Source organism: Nonlabens sp., from assembly GCF_039941875.1.
Taxonomy (GTDB): domain Bacteria; phylum Bacteroidota; class Bacteroidia; order Flavobacteriales; family Flavobacteriaceae; genus Nonlabens.
The window spans coordinates 170652-190106 of record NZ_JBDVDQ010000004.1 but is presented as its reverse complement, the minus strand read 5'-3'; the positions used below and the strand labels follow the sequence as shown (position 1 = coordinate 190106).

The window sequence follows — 19455 nt, the reverse complement described above, 5'->3', positions numbered from 1 at the left end:
TCCTGATTCAATTTCTTCTACTACTTGAAGCTTAAAAGAAAGCGAGTAGTCTTTTTGGGTACGTTTCACATAACCAATGTTTATAGGTGTTTTCATTACACTAAGATTTTAGTGTATCGCTATTCTAGGACGGGACAAATTGAGAATAAAAAAAGGCCTAAGAAATTTAATCCTTAAGCCTTTGGTTTTTTTTGATCGTAGATTGATTTACTGTCTTACTAAAGTGTAAGTAGCCTCTGCCTCATAGCTGTAATCTGTATCTATTTCTGTTTCTTGTAGGTATAGTTCCAGACCATTATTAGAAAAATTTCTAACCGTCACACTAAAACCGTCGGTGTTTGTTATTATTAAAGAGTTACCAGAAATGGTAAAATCACCATTTATGTCTAGATCTTGTACCTCTGTTTCTGTTTCTGTCATTCCATCTTCTGTATAAATAGATGTTTGAGTATAAGATCCAGTTGAGGTAACTAATCCAGATTCTGTAAATGTAACGGTCGCATTGTTAAAGTTACTAGCGGTAAAATCTACTTCGGTAACATCAGGTGTGTTTCCAGATGTGTCGGACTCTGTTGCGTTGCCAGAAAACGCAGTCACATTATAAGTGCCAGCTAGACTCGCGCTAGTTAATTCAGGTCCATTATCATCGTCAGATTCACAAGAGAAAATAAAAATTGATAGGATTGCAAGGCTTAAAATTTTAAAATTTTTCATAATTGGTTTTTTAGTCGAACCAAATAAACGAAAAAATCCCTTCAATTCAATTGAAGGGATTTAAACTTAGTACTAATTAACTGTGGTTTACTTAAAAGCGTTCTCTCCAGTAATGTCTAATCCAGTAATTAATAAATGTATATCATGAGTACCTTCATAAGTGATTACACTTTCTAGGTTCATCATATGACGCATGATGCTGTATTCTCCTGTAATACCCATTCCACCTAGAATTTGTCTAGCTTCACGAGCTATTTTAATAGCCATGTCCACGTTATTGCGCTTTGCCATGGATATTTGTGCGCTTGTAGCTTTTCCTTCTTCACGCAATACACCTAGTCTCCAAGCGAGTAATTGTGCTTTAGTAATTTCGGTAATCATCTCAGCGAGCTTCTTTTGTTGTAGTTGGAATGCAGCAATCGGTTTACCGAATTGTATACGTTCCTTTGCATACCTTAATGCAGTATCGTAACAATCCATTGCGGCACCTATTGCGCCCCAAGCAATACCAAATCGCGCAGAATCTAAACAACCCAGTGGTGCTCCTAGACCAGATTTACCTGGTAAAATATTGCTTTTAGGAATCTTTACATCTTGAAAAATTAATTCACCTGTCGCACTAGCTCGTAGTGACCATTTGTTATGTGTCTCAGGAGTTGTAAAACCTTCCATGCCGCGTTCTACGATTACTCCATGAATGCGTCCTTCTTCATTCTTTGCCCATACTACGGCGACATCACAAAATGGACTGTTAGAAATCCATAGTTTTGCACCGTTTAAAATAATGTTCTCTCCATCTCCAGCATCTTTAAAGCTGGTAATCATACCGCCAGGATTAGAACCGTGATCAGGTTCTGTAAGGCCAAAGGATCCCATAAACTCGCCACTAGCTAGCTTAGGTAAGAATTTTTTACGATGTTCTTCACTACCGTATTTCCATATAGGGTACATAACAAGAGAAGATTGAACAGATGCTGTAGATCGCACACCGCTGTCACCACGTTCTATTTCTTGCATGATAAGGCCGTAAGAAATTTGGTCCAGTCCAGCACCGCCATATTCTTCAGGAATGTATGGTCCGAATGCTCCTATAGAAGCTAAGCCAGGTATTATACTTTTAGGAAATTTTGCCTCTTGTGCAGCTTCTTCTATAATAGGAGATACGTCACGTTTTACCCAAGCTCGGGCAGCATCACGTATCATCTTATGTTCTTCTGTTAAAAGGTCGTCCAGGTTATAATAATCTGGTGCTTCAAATAAATCTGGTTTCATTCTATATCTTTTAAATTAGAAACTACATCGATAGAGTAATTTCACGGCTGTTTTTGAATTGGTCGTAAAAATAGCGATCTACAGACGGTTATTTGATAAAAAAAGTCAGATTTTTTTATTGATGTAGAATTACATTTTGAGATAAAAGTCTTTAGTTAGGCTTTTGTAATCTTCTGTATAATCGTGTCGTGCCTTTTCTATCACGAGTTCACTGACTAGGTTTTTGGTGTTGTTTTCTTTCACGCTTTCGCGAAAGCGGAACTCCATCAAACATCTTTTAACCTTACTGTCTGCGGTACCTTTTACATAAGTAGTGCGTACAGGTTCTAGTTGAAAATGAGAAGTAATTTCTAGAAATCTCGTCTCTCTATCTTTGGGGATTATACAAGCAAAAGTGCCGTCTATATCCAGTAATTGATACACGCCGTATACTAATTCTTCAAACGGTAAAGCGTCATCAAATCGTGCTTGCTGGCGTTTTTCTTCGATTTGAGAATCTGTTTTTACACTGTTAGAATCGTAAAATGGAGGGTTGCTTATTATTAAGTCATATCGCTCTTCTACTTCTTCATAGAATTCTTGAAACTCTGCATGAAAACAGAAAAGACGATCACCCCATGGGCTATTTTCAAAGTTCTCAGCAGCTTGTTCATAAGCGTCTTGATCTATTTCTATCGCCTCTATGTTTGCATGGTGATAACGTTGTGCTAGCATGAGAGATATGACTCCAGTACCGCTACCTATGTCTAATATGCTGTGTGGTTCTTTATAAGGAGCAGCCCATGCGCCTAATAGGACACCGTCGGTTCCTATTTTTTGAGCACATTTATCTTGAGCTATTGTGAATTCTTTGAATTTGAATAGACTCATTTATAAAAATTAAAATGTTTTATGAGAGGTAAAGGTCTATTAAACCTTCTGGAGTGGTGATAGTAATAGTTTTATTCTCACGATCTACTTTATCGATAAAGTGATCATTAAGCGGAATCAGAATTTCACTACCATTATTATCTATTTCAAAAAGAGCCTGACTAGTAGTGTCATTAATACCTGTTATGGTACCTATATCTCCATGAGTAGTGTCTATCATTTTGTAATTGAGAACCTCATGAAAATAAAATTTATTTCCTTCTAGTTTAGGCAGGAAATCAAGAGGTAGATAAAGGTCTCTTTTCATCAATGTGTCAGCGCCTGCGTCGTCATCTATGTCTTCTATTTTCACTCTTAGAAGTAATGATTTGTGCAGCTGACTTCTTTCAATAAAAAATGGAACCAAGTTTTTACCGATTTCGATAAAAACTGATTCCATTTCTGTAAAAAGCTCAGGCTCGTCAGTATCTAGTTTTACTAGTAACTCACCTTTAAAGCTGAATTTATTTACTACGGTTCCTACGTAAAAACATTTTTCCTTACGCATGACCTATAGATTTACTCTTCTTCTCCTGTTGCGTCTTCACCTTCAGCAGCTGGTTCTTCAACTACTTCTGGAGCATTTGCTGCGATACGAGCTTCGTTCACTGCTTTTTCTGCTTCAAGAGCTTTTGCAGCTGCTGCATCAGCATCTGCTTGAAGTCCAGATGCTTTACCGGCAATCTTAGCTTCTTTTTCAGTTAACCAAGAGTTGAATTTCTCATCTGCTTGCTCTTCTGTAAATGCACCTTTCTTTACACCTACCTTAAGGTGTTTTTTCATCATAACACCTTTGTAGCTTAATAAGTTACGTGCAGTGTCAGTAGGTTGTGCACCATTTTCTAACCATGTGATAGCACCGTCTACATCTAAGTTTACTGTTGCTGGGTTAGTGTTAGGGTTATAAGTACCTAATTTTTCAAGATATTTACCATCTCTTTTTGAACGTGCGTCTGCTGCAACGATCCAATAAAATGGTTTTCCTTTTTTACCGTGTCTTTGTAATCTAATTTTTACTGGCATAACTATTAAAGTTTATGGGTGCCCGACCCTGATTATTAATTTGAGTTTGCAAAAGTATCATTATATTTAATAATATTCATCATATGTGTATATTTTATTTACATTTGCTTAAACACATTTATCCTATTCTATGAAACTGATTTGTAAATACTTGTTAATAGCCCTAGCCATTATTTCATTCTCTTCTTGTTCTGATAATCTAGAAGATAACAATACACCTGCTATACAAGCGGTGCGTAATGGAGAGTTTTTTAAAGCAGACCGTATGAGTGCCACTGTTAATGCAGACGGTACGATGTCTATAGTAGGACAGAATTTTCTAGAAACTCTAGAGATTAACCTTCAGGATGATTCGGTAGGTGTTTATAGATTAGGTGCTGGATCGCAAAGTGAAGCATTGTATACGTTTAATGGTGCAGAGCAATTTTCTAGTAACTTAGGTAACGGACTAGGAGAGGTGCGCATCACGTCTGTAAATGCAGAAACTGGTGTGACTGGTGAGTTTAGCTTTGTTAGTTATCTAGCGAGTAATGTAGATTCACTTTATATGAGAACAGGAGTTATTTATCAGGTTCCATTCGGTGCGGCATTAGGTTCTGGTGCTGGTGGTTCTACTGCAGCAACGCTAGCAGCAAATGTGGATGGAACGGCTCTTAATCCTACAGCTGTAGGAGCTGTAGAGGCAGGAGGAACGGTTCTTGTAAATGCATCTAACGGTCCTAGTTCTATAGTTTTAAGTTTTCCTGATACTGTAGTGCCAGGAACTTATGCCTTTGATGGTTCTACTTACACGGCCAACTATATTAATGGTGGCACACTAGATCCTGCAGTTTCTGGATCTCTAGTGGTGTTAACTGCAGACGCTACAGCAAATACTATTACTGGAACTTTCAGTTTTATGACTGGGCCTCCTAATAATTTTGATATTACAGACGGTACTTTTAATGTTTCTTACTAATATATAAGAATTGCATTTTTCAAATAAATCAAAGCCTTGACTTATAGAGTCAGGGCTTTTTTTATGGTTTTAAATAGATCTTCTTTCCTTTGTAATCGATAACTGCTTTGGCAGCTATTAAAAAGTCGGCACCTAATAATCCTTGAATAGATCGCATTCCTTCAGTCTTTAATGCTGTGTTGATATAACTCATGTCCATGCTTAATAAGGTAGTGTCTTCATCTGACCAGTCGCCTAATTCTAAGGTATTGTTGTGCGATATGCGTGGTCTTAAAGAACCGCTGGCGGTACCTATTTGCCTATCCATAAATTCTGTTTCTAGTTGAAACTCTTTATACATAGCCTGGTTGACACACGTTGCGCTGGCGCCTGTATCTATTATAAATCTACCAGAATGACCATTTATAGCTGCTTTGGTTACTATATGACCACTTTTCGTAGCAATTCTAATATTGTGGCTGGTGTAACCTTGTGATAGCAATAATTTTTTAAGTGATGCCATGAAATGTGTTTATGAGGTAAATATAATTCCGCTTTCGCGAAAGCGGACTACTAACTATTCCTATTTTTGTTTTATGATTTTTACAGATACACATACACATTTATATAGTGAGGCTTTTGATGAGGACCAAGAGCAAATGATACAGCGAGCAATGGATGCTGGAGTTGAACGATTTTTTATTCCTGCTATAGATTCTACGTATACAAATGCGATGCTAGATTTAAAAAAGCGTTATCCTGAAAACGTTCATTTAATGACAGGATTGCATCCTACCCATGTTAAGGAAAATTACCTAGAAGAACTTGCGCATGTAAAAGAGATGCTAGAAAAAGAGAACTATGTTGCCATAGGTGAGATAGGTATGGATTTATACTGGGATAAGACGTTTAAGTCTGAACAGCAAGAGGCTTTTCATACTCAGATTAAATGGTCTGTAGAGAACAAGTTGCCTATTGCTATTCACTGTCGTGAAGCATTTGACGAAGTTTTTGAAGTTCTAGAAGAGTATAAAAACACTTCTTTACACGGTATTTTCCATTGTTTTACAGGTAATGTAGAGCAGGCAAAAAAAGCTGTTGATCTTAAAATGAAGTTAGGGATAGGTGGTGTTGTGACTTTTAAAAATGGTAAAATAGACCAGTTTCTGGATCAAATACCGCTTTCTGAAATAGTTTTAGAAACAGATGCGCCTTATCTGGCACCAGTGCCTTACCGAGGTAAACGTAATGAAAGTTCTTATCTAGTAAATGTTGCAGCAAAACTAGCGACAGTGTATAACAAAGACATTGCAGAGATAGCAGAAATCACAACCTTAAATTCGCGTGAAGTCTTCGGTATATAAACCTGAGTTGATTACATTTGCGCACCCTATAGCATCATATTTTGAGTAGATACGACGACATAAGATTTTTTAACGACGCCGAAGTGCAAATAGCGCTAAAAAGCGCCGTGCGTCACCCTATGATAAAAGAGCTTTTTCAATACAGTTTTCCTAAGAAGAACTATGAAGAGGTGAAAGAAATTGTACTGGCATGTAAATCTATTAACGATTTCCAGCGAGATGTAATATGCAACACGGTAGAGCGTGTGCTAGAAGAGTCCAGTGCCGGTTTAACAACGTCTGGTTTTGACCATCTAGATTCAGAAACTACCTATTTGTATATTTCTAATCATAGAGACATCGTCTTAGATACATCTCTTATCAATCTTACTTTATTTAAAAAAGACTTGATAAGAACAGCTAGTGCGATAGGTGATAATCTAGTGCAAAGACCATTTGTAAATGCGTTGAGTAAACTAACTCGCAACTTTATCGTACGACGTGGTGCTAGTCCTAGAGAAATATTGCTAAGTAGTAAGAAGTTAAGTGAGTACATAGACTATCTAATGCACAAAGAAAATAGAAGTGTATGGATAGCGCAAAGACAGGGACGTACTAAAGACGGTAATGATGTTACTGAGCAAGGTGTTCTTAAAATGATAGGTCTAGCCGCAGGTAAAAACGGTATAGAAGGTTATTTAAATAGCTTGCGTATTGTACCAGTCTCTATCTCTTATGAATATGATCCTACTGATATTTTAAAAGTACCAGAACTGCTGGCAAAACAAGCCGATGAAGAGTACATAAAATCTGAAAACGAAGATTTTAATAGCATACTTAAAGGTGCATTAGGTCAGAAAAAGCATATTCACATTCACGCAGGAGAACCAGTTCATATTCAGGCACTAGAAGATCAAAGTACCAACCAGGTATTGCAACGTGTGGTACAACATCTAGATAAAGAAATACAGAAAAATTATATGTTATGGCCTACTAATTATGTGGCACACGACTTATTAACTTCTAGTTCTAAATATAAAGAACACTATTCTGATCATGATATGCAGCAATTTGAACGCAGATTGAGATTAAGGGTAAATGTAGAAGACCATAAAGCGGTAGAGAGTTTCCTTAATATGTATGCTCGACCAGTTCTTAATAAAGAAAAACTGGCTATTACAAATGAAGCCTAATATATTATTAATTTATACCGGTGGTACGATCGGTATGATGAAGGACCCAGAGACTAAAGCCTTAAGAGCTTTTGATTTTTCAAAACTACTTGTTCATATTCCAGAAATTAAACAACTGGACTGTAAGATAGATACCTTTTCCTTTGATCATCCTATAGATTCATCAGACATGAATATAGAAGAATGGCGCAAATTAGGAAACGTCATTCATGAGAGATATGACGGTTATGATGGTTTTGTAGTCTTGCACGGCAGTGATACCATGTCCTATACTGGTAGTACACTTAGTTTTATGTTTGAAAATTTAACTAAGCCTATTATCCTTACAGGTTCTCAACTCCCAATAGGAGACCTGCGTACTGATGCAAAAGAGAATCTTATAACCAGCCTGCAACTAGCTACTGAGCAATATAATAATGAGCCTATCATTAAAGAGGTTTGTATTTATTTTGAATATCAATTGTATAGAGCAAATAGAACTGCTAAGATGAATGCCGAGCATTTTGAGGCCTTCAGCTCGCCTAATTATCCGCCACTGGCTATAAGTGGTGTGCATCTAAATATAGATGAGAGCTTGTTTTGGAAATGGCAGGTGGATGATCCCGCTTTCGCGAAAGCGAATACAGAAAAATCTCTTTTGTTAGATTCTAACCGCATGAGATACCGTCCAGATCTTGTAGAGGACGTAGTGGTTTTAAAATTATTTCCAGGAATTACAAGAAAAGTAGTGCAAGCTATTTGTGGTATACCAGGACTTAAAGGGATTGTTTTAGAGACCTATGGAAGTGGTAATGCGCCCACTCAAAAGTGGTTTGTGGATATTCTTAGAGAAGCTTTATTGAAAAACATCAGAATAGTAAATGTAACACAATGTATGGGTGGTGCGGTGTCTATGGGTAAATATGAAACCAGTGTACAGCTCAAAAATATAGGTTTAGTCTCTGGTAAAGATGTTACTACAGAGGCAGCACTAGCTAAGATGATGTATTTATTACAGCACACAGATAGTATAGAAGATTTTAGACATTATTTTGAAACTTCTTTACGTGGCGAAATAAGTGCGTAGACTTTAAAATAAAAAATTGGCTTTAAAAGGTATATTGCCTTATTATTGCAAACTGAATTAATTATTTAGAGAGGTGGCCGAGTGGTCGAAGGCGCACGCCTGGAAAGCGTGTAAACGGCAACGTTTCGAGGGTTCGAATCCCTTCCTCTCTACTTTGAACCTCGTAGTCGGCTGATTACGAGGTTTTTTTATGGTTTTATTTTCTTGAAGGGATTCAAGAATTAAAACTCTCCTAACATGGCAAATGGTTTTAACAGCCTTTTTAATTTAAGATTAGTAGAATTTGATATGTCTTGATTAAGGTAATTAACTATAGTTTTTAAATCTTCTGGAGATTTTACGATGTCAAATTGTGATTTATAATCTAAAAAAACTGGATGCTCTGTACGTTTATTATAGACTTCATAAATATCACTGTGCCTTGTGTCTTCTTGAATTTTTTCGAAAAGATTCTTTAGATGACTTTCTTTGCCTTCTAGAACTTGGAAAAAATTATCTAAAGAATGTAGAAGGAATCCACTCACTTTATTGCTGTTATTTGTATTAGAAGTGTTTTTAAATAACTCTTCAATATCTTGTTGTGTAAGTCCTGGAGTAGCTTTGCTTATATAACAAATAGTGTAAGTAGAGTCCATAATAAATAATTGAATGGACAAATTTAAATGTTTGTAAGAATAAAACTTATAATAAAGTGTGAATTATTTTACGGTAAATATATTGCTTAAGTTAAACAAGAATAGTTTTAGTTTCTTTATGTTCAATTGATTTCATGAGGTGTCTTATATTTTTTGATGGTATTTATCTCGCTTTCGCGAAAGCGGTATAGAAATAGTTTTTACATATCATATAATTAATAATAAGGCATAAAAAAAGACCTAATAAATAGGCCTTTTTCTCACATTTTTAGAAATATTAATCCATAATATCGTCTAATTTTTTAATGGTATGTAACGTACTTTGAATGCTGCTTAATTGTTGTCTAACAATGTTTTTAGATTCATGTAAGTAATCTTGATTGTCTAAAACTGTCTGATACTCCTCTACAGCTGCCTTATCACCTCTTATGCATTCTTCTAGAATAGCCTCGTCGTCTTTGCCGGTAAAAGCTGTTTTAAAATCCATCCATGTTCTGTGTATCGCTGCTGTGGTGCTACCTTTTTCAATAGGCGTAGCATTAAGGTCTCGTATGGCTTTATCTAGTTCATTAGCATTTTGACTTCTACTAGCTGCTTGCTTTGTAAAGTAAGTTTTTAAATAAGGATTTTTGGCATCAATTAATGCATTCTTATATCCAGACTCTGCATCATAATTTTTTTCTAATAGCTGATTCAAGGCATTTACAGTTTCATCTAGTGCTATTTGTTTTGCTTCTTCTCTTGTAGTTTCCATAGTTTATTGTTTTTAGGTTAATTAGTCCTTTATATAGCTCGATCAATTTTTTGATCAATTTGTTTTAGTTGTTTTTTACGCTGGTGTTCCATATAAAAGTTATATGCTTGAAACGCTAGTTGTGCAACGGTTAAAATCTTAAAGAACTTTTTCATTTTTTTATTTTAAAGGTAGTTTTCCTACAAGGATTTAAAAGAGATTTTAATACTGTTTAACACGCTATTGATAACTAATTCTTAAAATAGAGTGTGTTTTACGTGGTATTTTTTAATTAATTAAGAAATTAATGAGATTACTTATGCGATTCTGTCAGTGATTCCATGTGCCCAATCTTCTATTCTTTTACCGAAACATTCTAAAATAGCATCTACACCCATAACGCTTCCTTTACAGTTGCGACCCAACATAGTAAGATGAATACTATTATTCTTTGTATCTAACTGTACAGTGCCGTCTTTATTTGTTGATACTCCTAAATCGCTAGTAACTGGTTTTAATAAATCACTACTTATCAGGTCGATTATGAGGCCGCTCTCTATATCTATTAATCTAGGTGGATCAAGTACCGTATTTATCATTACGTCTATATGCTGTGTTTGCTTGTTGTTATCTAACGTCCATCCCTTTTCATTACAATCTATAGTGGGGTTTGCTACATAATTAAGGTTTAAAACGCCAGCATCTTCTAGTGCTATTAATTGTAGTATGCTTTCTACAGGTGGTCCATAAGAATATCTTTTTGTACTCTCGTCTAGCTTTATGAGATCTTCCATAATGAGATCATTAAGATCGCAATGTGAGAATAGCTCGTACATAGTGGGCTGTAGATGTCTCCATACTTGTCCTATGGTATAATCTAATGAGACTGTGGTTTTACCTAATGCCATTTGGGCTGTGGCTATCATATATTGTTTACAATCTAGACAGGTGTCTAGAATAAGATCATGCTTATAGCTCATGTCACGCATCCATTTTTTTGCTATAGTATCTATGATCACGCCGTCTAGAGAGTTATTTACAGTAGTGTGTTTTTCATATAGAGGTAATGCAACGTCCAAAAATGCGTTGTACAAAAAGTTTAAATCTGTTATAGTATGTGCATTTTTTAACGCTTCATTTATTTTTGATTTAAAACTAGAGACTTGAGCATCGTCAGGTGTAAAAAATTGGTCTACTTCTTTTCCAAGTGGTTTAGGTACTACCGGTAATCCATTAAGTGAAAAAGGAACTATTTTTTTAATAGATGCATCGCTAGGGATATATTTTAAAAAGTCGCTGTTTATGATTTTTTTAAATGTTGCTCCTTTTTCTACGGTTAATATTCTAGTAAGATCTATCATAGCAAGGCCGAAACCTCTCAAGGCAACGTTATCGGTTGCAGTAAGCTCATTTAAGACCTCTTTTTGATATTCATAAGGGTTATCAAATAATTTTCCAGCACCTTCTTTACAGTGTTTTTTCCATGATTTAATTTGGTCGTCATCTTTTGTGGGCTGGTGTCCTATAGTAAGCAAGCATTCATCATACTGGTGTGAGATGTCTTGGGTATCTGATATAATAAAATATGGATCTTCAAAGTTGAGTTCTGTTACCTTTTCAGTCTTTATTTCTAGAATGTTTTGATGAACCAGTGTGTTTGCTATAGATGTAAATCGTTCATTAAGGTAAGAACCCATAACTTTTCTAGGAGGAAATTGATCCACTTGATCTGATTTGACATAATCGTGGTTTTTTTCCATCCACTGTATAAAAGAAGGGAAACTTGGGACTTTAAATGATTGATAATTAGTTTCCGAGCGGTCATTTAAATTTAATAGCGCACGATCTGATATATTTAACCAGTTTGAGCCTACCTGATCTGTTTTCCATACTTGGCCAGACCCTAATTCTCGTTGATCGTCATAAATGGTGATGTGTATGTTGTGATCTCGCTTTCGCGAAAGCGAACTTATTAAACACTCTAGACTATTTAAACCTCTAGGACCACAGCCTATAATAGCAATTCTTTTCATTGGTTAGTATTAGATTCTAATAATACTCGCCAATTGTTATTTTTAATGTTAAAAATCTTGTAATAAGGTTATTATTAACAGCTTAAAGTGTGAATTATGGAGTAATAAAGTTTGTTTTACTTGTGTTTTCATAATTTTTCTGTAATTTAAAAGGTCTTAAAAATCAAATAGTTATGGGAATTAAAAATTTTATGGGTAAAAGGGAAGAGTCTTCTTCTAGCGAGCGTCAAAAATTTCAAGTAAAGGATTTTATGACACGTAAATTAATTACTTTTTCTCCAGATCAAGGAATCACATCTGTTATGGATACTTTATTGAAACAGAGAATAACAGGTGGTCCTGTGGTAGATGCTAGCGGTAATCTAGTAGGTATTATAAGCGATACAGATCTTATGCATGTCATAAGTGATAGTAGGTATCACAACATGCCTGTGGGGAATAGGTTAGTGAGTGAATTTATGTCTACACAAGCGGCAACTATAGATCAAGAAGTAGATATCTTTGATGCAGCATCTAGGTTTTTAAAAACTGGTCACAGACGTTTTCCTGTTACTAAAGATGGTAAGTTGATAGGGCAAATATCGAGAATGGATGTTATCATTGCTGCTACACAACTTAAAAGTGATGAGTGGAGATAGGCGGTTATAAGAACTCTATTTGTTTAGCAAGTATGTTGTTAATGATTACATTCTTAAATACCTTAACATCATAAGGTTTTATAATAATATCATCCATGCCAGAGTCTAGAATACTCTGTCGCATTTCGGCTATTTCTACAGCTGTTAGCGCAATAATAGGTGTGTTGTAGGTCTTTTTAATTATTTTAGTAGCATCTAGTCCATTCATTACTGGCATGTTAACATCCATTAATATGAGGTCATAAGTGTTGTGTTCTACTGACTTTATTGCCTCTTTTCCATTTTCTACTATGGTGCAAATAGCACCGTCTTTTTCTAAAATCTTTTTAGTCACCATTTGATTGATACGGTTGTCCTCGGCAATAAGGATGTGTGTGTCTTTTAAGATGTCAGTGTCTACTACATAAGAGTTTTTAGACAGATGCTCTCTCTTATTTACATGGGCTATTATTTCATAAATCAGATCAAAGCTGAATGTAGAACCTTTACCTAATTCGGTCTCTAAATTTATATCGGACCCTGATAAATTTAGTAAGCGTTTTACAATAGGTAGTCCTAGTCCAGTACCTTGGTAATTATAACTAAGAGAGTCCCCTTGTTTAAATTCTTCAAAAATGTGTTCTTTTTTGTCTTGTGCGATTCCTTCACCATTATCCTTTATGGAAAATCCTAGCTTTATATTATTCTCAGCCAGTAAATGTGTGGTTACAGTAATTTCTATGAGTCCGTTTTCGGTAAATTTACTTGCATTACCTATAAGATTCATTAATATTTGAGACAGTCTCGTTGCATTTCCTTTAACCAGAGCAGGTAAATCATCAGCAAGATGGATGGCGATGTTGTTTTTATTTTGCCTGCGCATGTATTCAAAGGTGGCAACTATTTTTTCTATTAACTCACGAGGGTTAAATTGTACCTCTTCTTCATCGATCTTATGAGAATCTATTTTATTAATTTGTAATACGTCATTTACTAGAGCTAATAAATAATCGGCAGAGAATTTTAAAGATTTTAAGTCATCCTCAACATCTTTTTCTTTATTATTTTCTAACAGTATGGTGCTCAGTCCTATTACTCCATATAAAGGTGTGCGTAATTCATGGCTTACTGTACTGAAGAAGTCACTTTTAGCTAGCGCTAGTTGCTCTGTTTTAGTTTTTTGATTTAGGTATTGGGTGTTTTTCTCCTTTAAAGCTTTGTTGAGTTGTTTTCTTTTTTTAGAAAGCTTGAAGGTAAAATAAAGACCTAAAAAGGCTATTACGGTAATACATATTAAAGCATAATTAAAGGCTGTTTTTGTGCGTATTTGCTTTTCTTGTAATACGCTTTCGGCTTCTGATTTTTCTAGATCTTTTTTAAATTGATCGTTTTTAAATGCAGCAGCTAGTCTGTTGTTTTCTATAGCTGCTTTCTCCTTTGCTCTTAACTTAAATACTTTTTCATATTTCAGTCTCGTTTCATATGCTTCTTTGTACTTCTCTTGTGCTGTAAGACTTAGTGAGTATAATTCATATGCTCTTTGTAATTCGTCATTGAAGCCTAGATCTTTGCTTAAAGAAATTGCCACTTGTAATAAGGAATCTGTCTTTTTGTAATCACCAGAATGAAAGTAATAATTTGCCGTCATGTTATGAATAGATGAACGGTAAATAGGTTCGTCATATTTATCAAACATTGCTCCATTCAGTTTATCAATTACCAGTTTCATCTCGGTAAACCTGCCGCTTTCGTTTAATGCATCTGCATAGTTATGATATACATACTGTAGGCCTAATGTGTCGTTAGTGGCTTTATAGGTTTCTATGGCCTTTAATGTAAATTTTCTAGCTAGGTTTTGCGTTTTTGGATTTTGGAAATAGATGCTAGAAAGGTCTCCATATGTGTTTGCTAAGATAGAGGGATCATCTATCTTTTTTGCAACGTCATGCGCTAGCTTAAAATTCTTAAGAGCTTCTATCGTGTCTCCCTGGTTAAGATAGTCGTATCCTAAATAACCATAAGCTCTACTAACATAAATATCATCTTTTACTAATAAAGCTAGTTTTAATGTTCTTAAATTGATTTCAAAGGACTTTACATAATTCCCTTCAGAAAATAAATTGTAGGATTTTTCAAATAAGGAGTCCATCAATTTCACATCTAACACAGTAGAGTCTTTCTGTGCAGTAGTTGTGCTAGCCCAAAATGTAAATAAGATAAAGAGTAGTGCGTATGGAGCGTTTTTATGCGTCAAGTGATTCAGTATAAGATCTATTGTAAAAATATTATGTTTTTATAATTAAATGGCTCTTTAATTAAAGAAATCAATGAATGTTTCATAGAACAAACCGTTTGCCGAATAAACCAAAGGCGCAATTAATATTTTAAATACTCATTTATAGATTCTTGTAAATATCTTAGGGCAAAGCATTTTCATTCTCACCGTCTAAACCTTATTTTTGATCATACCCTAAACAACTATTTCTAATGGACGATTTTATTTTATATGTTAAGGAAGGTTTTTACCACGTTATGAACTTTAACGTCGGTGCATATGATCATGTACTTTTCTTTATTCTTATGGCAGTGCCATTTTTATTTAATAGCTGGAAAAAGCTTTTGGGACTGAGTCTAGCATTTACAGTAGGTCATATTCTTTCATTATTGCTGGTAATTTATGGTAAGGTGTCCTTTAACAGTTCTTATATAGAGTTTTTAATTGTGGTAACAATAGCCATTACAGCGCTGTATAACATTTTTACAGCAGGAAAAAGACATCGCGATAATCACAATTGGATTACTATGATTTTTGCGCTATTCTTTGGTCTTATTCATGGTTTTGGTTTTTCAAGTGGTTTTAAAATGCTTGCAGCAGGAGCAGAGAGTGATTTATTAATGTTATTAGAATTTGCGCTGGGACTGGAATTGGGGCAGTTACTTATAATATTAGTGATTCTTATCTTAAACTTTATCTTTACAGGGATATTCCGTTTTAATAAAAAAGAATGGGTTCAGATTATTTCTTCCATTATTTTAGGGATGATTTTACCATTGTTAATTGTAAGATGGATTTTTTAAAATTTGTTTTGATCTCGCTTTCGCGAAAGCGGAATTTTAAAAATCATTTCAAATACTTATTTTATAAGCACTTAATAAGCTTTTCAACTAGAAGGCAACTCACCATTATACCAAAACAGTGAAAAAAGACAAACAACATAGATACGACGTCGCTTATTTAAGAATGGCGACAGAATGGGGTAAATTATCACACTGTCAGCGCCGTCAGGTAGGAGCGCTTATCGTGCGCGATCGCATGATTATAAGTGATGGTTATAATGGTACACCTAGTGGCTTTGAAAATTTTTGTGAAGATGACGATGGTTATACAAAATGGTATGTACTCCATGCTGAGGCTAATGCGATTTTAAAAGTCGCTGGTTCTACACAAAGCTGTCGAGATGCAACTCTGTATATAACCATGTCACCATGTAAGGACTGTAGTAAATTAATACATCAAAGTGGCATAAAACGTGTAGTCTACATGGAGCGTTACAAAGATGATAGTGGTTTACAATTTCTTGAGAAAGCAGGAGTTATCATAGAACAAATAGAAGAAGTCGATTAATGAAAAAAAGTTACCTGTATTATCCATTGTTTTTGGGAATATTCTTTGCTGTAGGTATATGGTTAGGGAGTGCTCTTAACAGTAATAATTTAGGTGATAATTATATCGCATCTTCTAGTACTGCAAAAAAACGTAAACTTAATAGGCTTATAGATCTCATAGACCAGCGTTATGTAGATAAGATAAATACAGATAGCATAGTAGATGTGACGGTAAATGAGATCATGCAAAATCTCGATCCGCATTCTGTATATATACCTAGTGACCAAACAGAAGATGTAGAGAATAGTATGAGGGGTGACTTCGTAGGTATAGGGATACGCTTTTTTGTTAATCAGGACTCCATATCTGTTTTGAGATCTATAGAAGATGGTCCTAGTGATAAGGCTGGAATAAAAGGTGGTGATAAGATTTTATATGCCGACGGTAAGCCACTATTCGGTGAGAATGCCGTTTCTACAAATGTTTTAAAAGGAGAAGAAGGTTCTCGTGTAGTTTTAGGTGTTTTAAGACCTGGAGACGACGCGGTTATTAATATACCGGTTACTCGAGGTAATGTTGCTATTAAAAGTATAGACGCTGCATACATGCTTACAAGTAGTCTAGGTTATATTAAAATCAATCGTTTTGCAGAGACTACCGTTGCTGAGTTTGAACAAGCAATTAAAGATTTAAAAAAAGCTGGTGCTACTCAAATAGCATTAGATTTAAGAGATAATCCAGGTGGTGTTTTAAGTGCAGCAGTTCACATAGCCGATGAATTTCTGGAGGATGATAAGCTGATTCTTTTTCAAAAAGATCGCGATCAAAAACGTAAGGATAGTTATGCTACTGATTACGGCTCTTATGAGAATAGTGACGTATTTATCTTAATAAATGAGAATAGTGCTAGTGCAAGTGAAGTAGTGGCAGGTGCTTTACAGGATAACGATACTGGTACTATTATAGGTCGCAGGAGTTTTGGGAAAGGACTGGTACAGCAAGAAATTAAACTAGGAGATGGTAGTTCAGTACGTTTAACTATTGCAAGATATTACACGCCTACCGGTAGGAGTATTCAAAGACCCTATGAAAATGGTAATGAAGATTACTTTAAAGAATATATAGATAGATATAATAATGGAGAGTTATTAGATGAGTCTAATATAGAAGTAAACGACTCATTGCGCAAGGTGACACCTGGTGGTAAAGTAGTTTATGGTGGTGGTGGTATCATACCTGACGTTTTTGTACCTAGTCCAGATGGTTATATCTTACAGACTTTAGATTACTTCGGTAGAACAGGATTTGCAGATCAATTCGTTAATAAATACCTGCAAGAAGAAGGACTTTCTATGAGATCAATGCCTCAAGAAGAATTCATAAATAACTATGAAGTTTCAGAACAACTGATGGAAGATTTTATAGTCTATGCACAACTATACAATACAAGCATGAAGTTGCCAGGCTACAGAAGTGAAATAGCCTTAATTATTAAGTCTTCCATGGCAGAGCAGCTTTTTACTACAGAGCTTAAAATCAAATTGTTAAATCAAGATGATATAATGATCGAAAAGCTGCTGGAATTAAGTAACTAAGGGTTGCTTAGTTTTTCTCGTATTTGTCCTTAATTTTATATGACACTAACATAATACTCATAAGTATAGCTACGCACAATGCTGCCACTATGCTTATAGCGCCTATCTGGCTTTCTCCTTGAAGCAAGTTGTTAATGTCTAATTTTGTTGCGTTAAAAACGATACTGGCGATCGCAAGAATTAGGATAAAATAAAATACATATTTCATAACTAGAATAGCTCTTTAATGTTTGCTGTAAATAATTTTACAGCTATGGCTAGCAAGATAACACCAAAGATTTTTCTAACCACGTTAATTCCTTGTTTACCTATTAGTTTTTCTATGCGACCAGAGTTTTTGAGTACTATGTACACAAAACCGATGTTAAAAATGATCGCTAGTATAATATTAATAGCAGAGTATTCAGACCTCAAAGAAAGTACAGAAGTTAATGTTCCTGCACCAGCGATAAGAGGGAACGCGATAGGGATAATCGCAGCAGTTTCTGGCGCGTCATCTTTATAAAGCTGTATACCTAAAATCATTTCTAGAGCAATAAAGAAAATGATAAAAGCACCAGCTACAGCAAATGAGTTTACGTCTATACCTATAAGTCCCAACATGCTCTCTCCTACAAACATAAAAACGATCATAAGAATACCAGCAACTATAGACGCTTTTTCACTTTGTACGTGACCTACTTTACGTCTTAGATCAACAATAATAGGAATACTACCTATAATATCAATAACGGCAAAAAGTATCATTCCAGCCGTAAAAGTCTCCTTAAAATCAAAGGCAGTAAAAAATTCTATAAATGCATTATTTCCCATAACATCTGTTTTTCAGCGTGCAAAAGTAATTCTAATAAACTGTTTAATGATTAACAATATAAGTTAAATAAACATTAAGGATGTTGTATAAAGTGCTACTGGTGTTTTTTATCGCTTAAATGCTAATAGCCTTATCATTACATCGATTAATTTGATGTAGCGACAAGGCTATGTAGTGTTTTTATGGAAACTAAATTATAACTTACTTGCTATTTCTATAAATTATGAATTTGCTAGTTTTTTAAGACCAGCAACGGTAGCTTCTTGATCACTAGATTTAAATACATAACTACCTGCAACTAGAACATCTGCTCCAGCGTCTACCAGTTGTTTTGCATTCTTATCAGTTACACCACCATCTATCTCTATAAGAGTGTCGGCACCTTTTTCAGTAATTATCTTTTTAAGAGCTTTTACTTTATCATAAGTGTTTTCGATAAAGCTCTGACCACCAAAACCAGGGTTTACACTCATAATACAGACCATATCTAGATCTTGTATCACATCTTTTAATAAATCAACACTTGTGTGTGGATTTAATGCTACGCCAGCTTTCATTCCATGAGATTTGATCAATTGCAGCGTTCTGTGTAAGTGTGTGCACGCTTCATAATGTACCGTGAGAATGTTACAGCCTAAATTTGCAAAAGTCTCTACATAACGATCTGGATCAATGATCATCAAGTGACAGTCGATAGTTTTTGTCGCATGCTTTACGATATCTCGCAATACAGGCATACCAAAAGAGATGTTAGGTACAAAAACGCCATCCATAATATCGATGTGAAACCAGTCAGCATCACTGCGGTTAATCATTTCTACATCACGTTGTAGGTTAGCAAAATCTGCAGCAAGTACTGATGGTGCAATAAGTTTAGACATCTTGTGTGTTTTAAAGGTTTTGCAAATTTAAGTTTTTTGATTCCGCTTTCGCGAAAGCGAATTCAAAAAAGATATCTTTCTGA

Annotated in this window: 22 protein-coding genes and 1 tRNA gene; 9 read left to right on the top strand and 14 right to left on the bottom strand. The window is 35.0% G+C overall.

The genetic code is table 11. The features are described 5' to 3' along the window. Positions 1–207: 207 nt before the first annotated feature. The 5 genes from ABJF08_RS03945 to ABJF08_RS03925 form a co-directional block, all read right to left on the bottom strand. Complete coding sequence (locus ABJF08_RS03945; RefSeq protein WP_348114747.1) at positions 208–714, bottom strand: hypothetical protein; 507 nt, start codon at positions 712–714, stop codon at positions 208–210. Positions 715–801: 87 nt separating this feature from the next. Further along, on the bottom strand, positions 802–1986 hold the full coding sequence (locus ABJF08_RS03940; protein WP_348114746.1) for an acyl-CoA dehydrogenase family protein: 1185 nt from the start codon (positions 1984–1986) through the stop codon (positions 802–804). Positions 1987–2115: 129 nt separating this feature from the next. Then, a complete protein-coding gene (locus tag ABJF08_RS03935) occupies positions 2116–2856 on the bottom strand; it encodes a methyltransferase (RefSeq protein WP_348114744.1) in 741 nt (246 codons plus the stop codon). 19 nt (positions 2857–2875) lie between these two features. Beyond that, positions 2876–3403 carry a ribosome maturation factor RimM gene (rimM, locus tag ABJF08_RS03930; RefSeq protein ID WP_348114743.1) on the bottom strand — a complete coding sequence of 176 codons (528 nt, stop codon included), beginning with the start codon at positions 3401–3403 and terminating at the stop codon, positions 2876–2878. An 11-nt stretch (positions 3404–3414) separates the two neighbouring features. Further along, on the bottom strand, positions 3415–3918 hold the full coding sequence (locus ABJF08_RS03925) for a 30S ribosomal protein S16 (protein WP_348114742.1): 504 nt from the start codon (positions 3916–3918) through the stop codon (positions 3415–3417). Between the two features lie 130 nt (positions 3919–4048). Between ABJF08_RS03925 and ABJF08_RS03920 the strand changes: the two genes are divergently transcribed. Then, on the top strand, positions 4049–4876 hold the full coding sequence (locus ABJF08_RS03920) for a DUF6252 family protein (protein WP_348114741.1): 828 nt from the start codon (positions 4049–4051) through the stop codon (positions 4874–4876). Positions 4877–4937: 61 nt separating this feature from the next. Here ABJF08_RS03920 and ABJF08_RS03915 read toward each other — a convergent pair whose 3' ends face one another. Continuing rightward, positions 4938–5378 carry a retropepsin-like aspartic protease gene (locus ABJF08_RS03915; RefSeq protein WP_348114740.1) on the bottom strand — a complete coding sequence of 147 codons (441 nt, stop codon included), beginning with the start codon at positions 5376–5378 and terminating at the stop codon, positions 4938–4940. A gap of 73 nt (positions 5379–5451) precedes the next feature. Here ABJF08_RS03915 and ABJF08_RS03910 point away from each other — a divergent pair, with 73 nt between their 5' ends. The 4 genes from ABJF08_RS03910 to ABJF08_RS03895 all read left to right on the top strand — a co-directional run bounded on the left by ABJF08_RS03910 (position 5452) and on the right by ABJF08_RS03895 (position 8609). After that, positions 5452–6219 carry a TatD family hydrolase gene (locus ABJF08_RS03910; RefSeq protein WP_348114751.1) on the top strand — a complete coding sequence of 256 codons (768 nt, stop codon included), beginning with the start codon at positions 5452–5454 and terminating at the stop codon, positions 6217–6219. Positions 6220–6260: 41 nt separating this feature from the next. After that, entirely contained in the window at positions 6261–7391 is a 1131-nt protein-coding gene (locus tag ABJF08_RS03905) for a 1-acyl-sn-glycerol-3-phosphate acyltransferase (protein ID WP_348114738.1), read from the top strand. After that, positions 7381–8457, top strand: coding sequence for an asparaginase (locus tag ABJF08_RS03900; protein WP_348114737.1), 1077 nt, complete (start codon positions 7381–7383; stop codon positions 8455–8457). The genes ABJF08_RS03905 and ABJF08_RS03900 overlap by 11 nt, the downstream gene beginning before the upstream one ends. A gap of 67 nt (positions 8458–8524) precedes the next feature. Beyond that, positions 8525–8609, top strand: a tRNA-Ser gene (locus ABJF08_RS03895). A 69-nt stretch (positions 8610–8678) separates the two neighbouring features. Here the strand turns inward: ABJF08_RS03895 and ABJF08_RS03890 are convergent. From ABJF08_RS03890 to ABJF08_RS03875, 4 genes are all read right to left on the bottom strand, one after another. After that, positions 8679–9113 carry a BLUF domain-containing protein gene (locus tag ABJF08_RS03890; RefSeq protein WP_348114736.1) on the bottom strand — a complete coding sequence of 145 codons (435 nt, stop codon included), beginning with the start codon at positions 9111–9113 and terminating at the stop codon, positions 8679–8681. Positions 9114–9369: 256 nt separating this feature from the next. Then, the gene (locus ABJF08_RS03885; protein WP_348114735.1) at positions 9370–9846 is read right to left on the bottom strand and encodes a PA2169 family four-helix-bundle protein; all 477 of its coding nucleotides are present in this window, start codon (positions 9844–9846) and stop codon (positions 9370–9372) included. A gap of 29 nt (positions 9847–9875) precedes the next feature. Beyond that, positions 9876–10001, bottom strand: a complete 126-nt coding sequence (locus ABJF08_RS03880) for a hypothetical protein (RefSeq protein ID WP_348114733.1) — start codon at positions 9999–10001, stop codon at positions 9876–9878. 141 nt (positions 10002–10142) lie between these two features. Next, the gene (locus tag ABJF08_RS03875) at positions 10143–11858 is read right to left on the bottom strand and encodes an FAD/NAD(P)-binding protein (protein WP_348114732.1); all 1716 of its coding nucleotides are present in this window, start codon (positions 11856–11858) and stop codon (positions 10143–10145) included. Between the two features lie 173 nt (positions 11859–12031). Here ABJF08_RS03875 and ABJF08_RS03870 point away from each other — a divergent pair, with 173 nt between their 5' ends. Next, positions 12032–12496, top strand: a complete 465-nt coding sequence (locus tag ABJF08_RS03870; RefSeq protein WP_348114731.1) for a CBS domain-containing protein — start codon at positions 12032–12034, stop codon at positions 12494–12496. A 4-nt stretch (positions 12497–12500) separates the two neighbouring features. Here the strand turns inward: ABJF08_RS03870 and ABJF08_RS03865 are convergent, their stop codons facing one another. Then, on the bottom strand, positions 12501–14729 hold the full coding sequence (locus ABJF08_RS03865) for a response regulator (RefSeq protein ID WP_348114730.1): 2229 nt from the start codon (positions 14727–14729) through the stop codon (positions 12501–12503). Between the two features lie 233 nt (positions 14730–14962). Here ABJF08_RS03865 and ABJF08_RS03860 point away from each other — a divergent pair, with 233 nt between their 5' ends. From ABJF08_RS03860 to ABJF08_RS03850, 3 genes are all read left to right on the top strand, one after another. Beyond that, entirely contained in the window at positions 14963–15553 is a 591-nt protein-coding gene (locus tag ABJF08_RS03860) for a HupE/UreJ family protein (protein ID WP_104514547.1), read from the top strand. A gap of 118 nt (positions 15554–15671) precedes the next feature. Next, positions 15672–16100: a dCMP deaminase family protein gene (locus tag ABJF08_RS03855; RefSeq protein ID WP_348114728.1), complete on the top strand. Its 429-nt coding sequence runs from the start codon at positions 15672–15674 to the stop codon at positions 16098–16100. Further along, a complete protein-coding gene (locus ABJF08_RS03850) occupies positions 16100–17677 on the top strand; it encodes a S41 family peptidase (RefSeq protein ID WP_348114726.1) in 1578 nt (525 codons plus the stop codon). Before ABJF08_RS03855 ends, ABJF08_RS03850 begins: the two co-directional genes overlap by 1 nt. A gap of 7 nt (positions 17678–17684) precedes the next feature. Here the strand turns inward: ABJF08_RS03850 and ABJF08_RS03845 are convergent, their stop codons facing one another. The 3 genes from ABJF08_RS03845 to rpe form a co-directional block, all read right to left on the bottom strand. Further along, positions 17685–17885, bottom strand: a complete 201-nt coding sequence (locus ABJF08_RS03845) for a hypothetical protein (RefSeq protein ID WP_348114725.1) — start codon at positions 17883–17885, stop codon at positions 17685–17687. A 2-nt stretch (positions 17886–17887) separates the two neighbouring features. Then, positions 17888–18490, bottom strand: a complete 603-nt coding sequence (locus ABJF08_RS03840; RefSeq protein WP_348114724.1) for a MarC family protein — start codon at positions 18488–18490, stop codon at positions 17888–17890. Positions 18491–18712: 222 nt separating this feature from the next. Beyond that, entirely contained in the window at positions 18713–19372 is a 660-nt protein-coding gene (gene rpe, locus ABJF08_RS03835; RefSeq protein ID WP_348114723.1) for a ribulose-phosphate 3-epimerase, read from the bottom strand. Positions 19373–19455 lie beyond the last annotated feature (83 nt).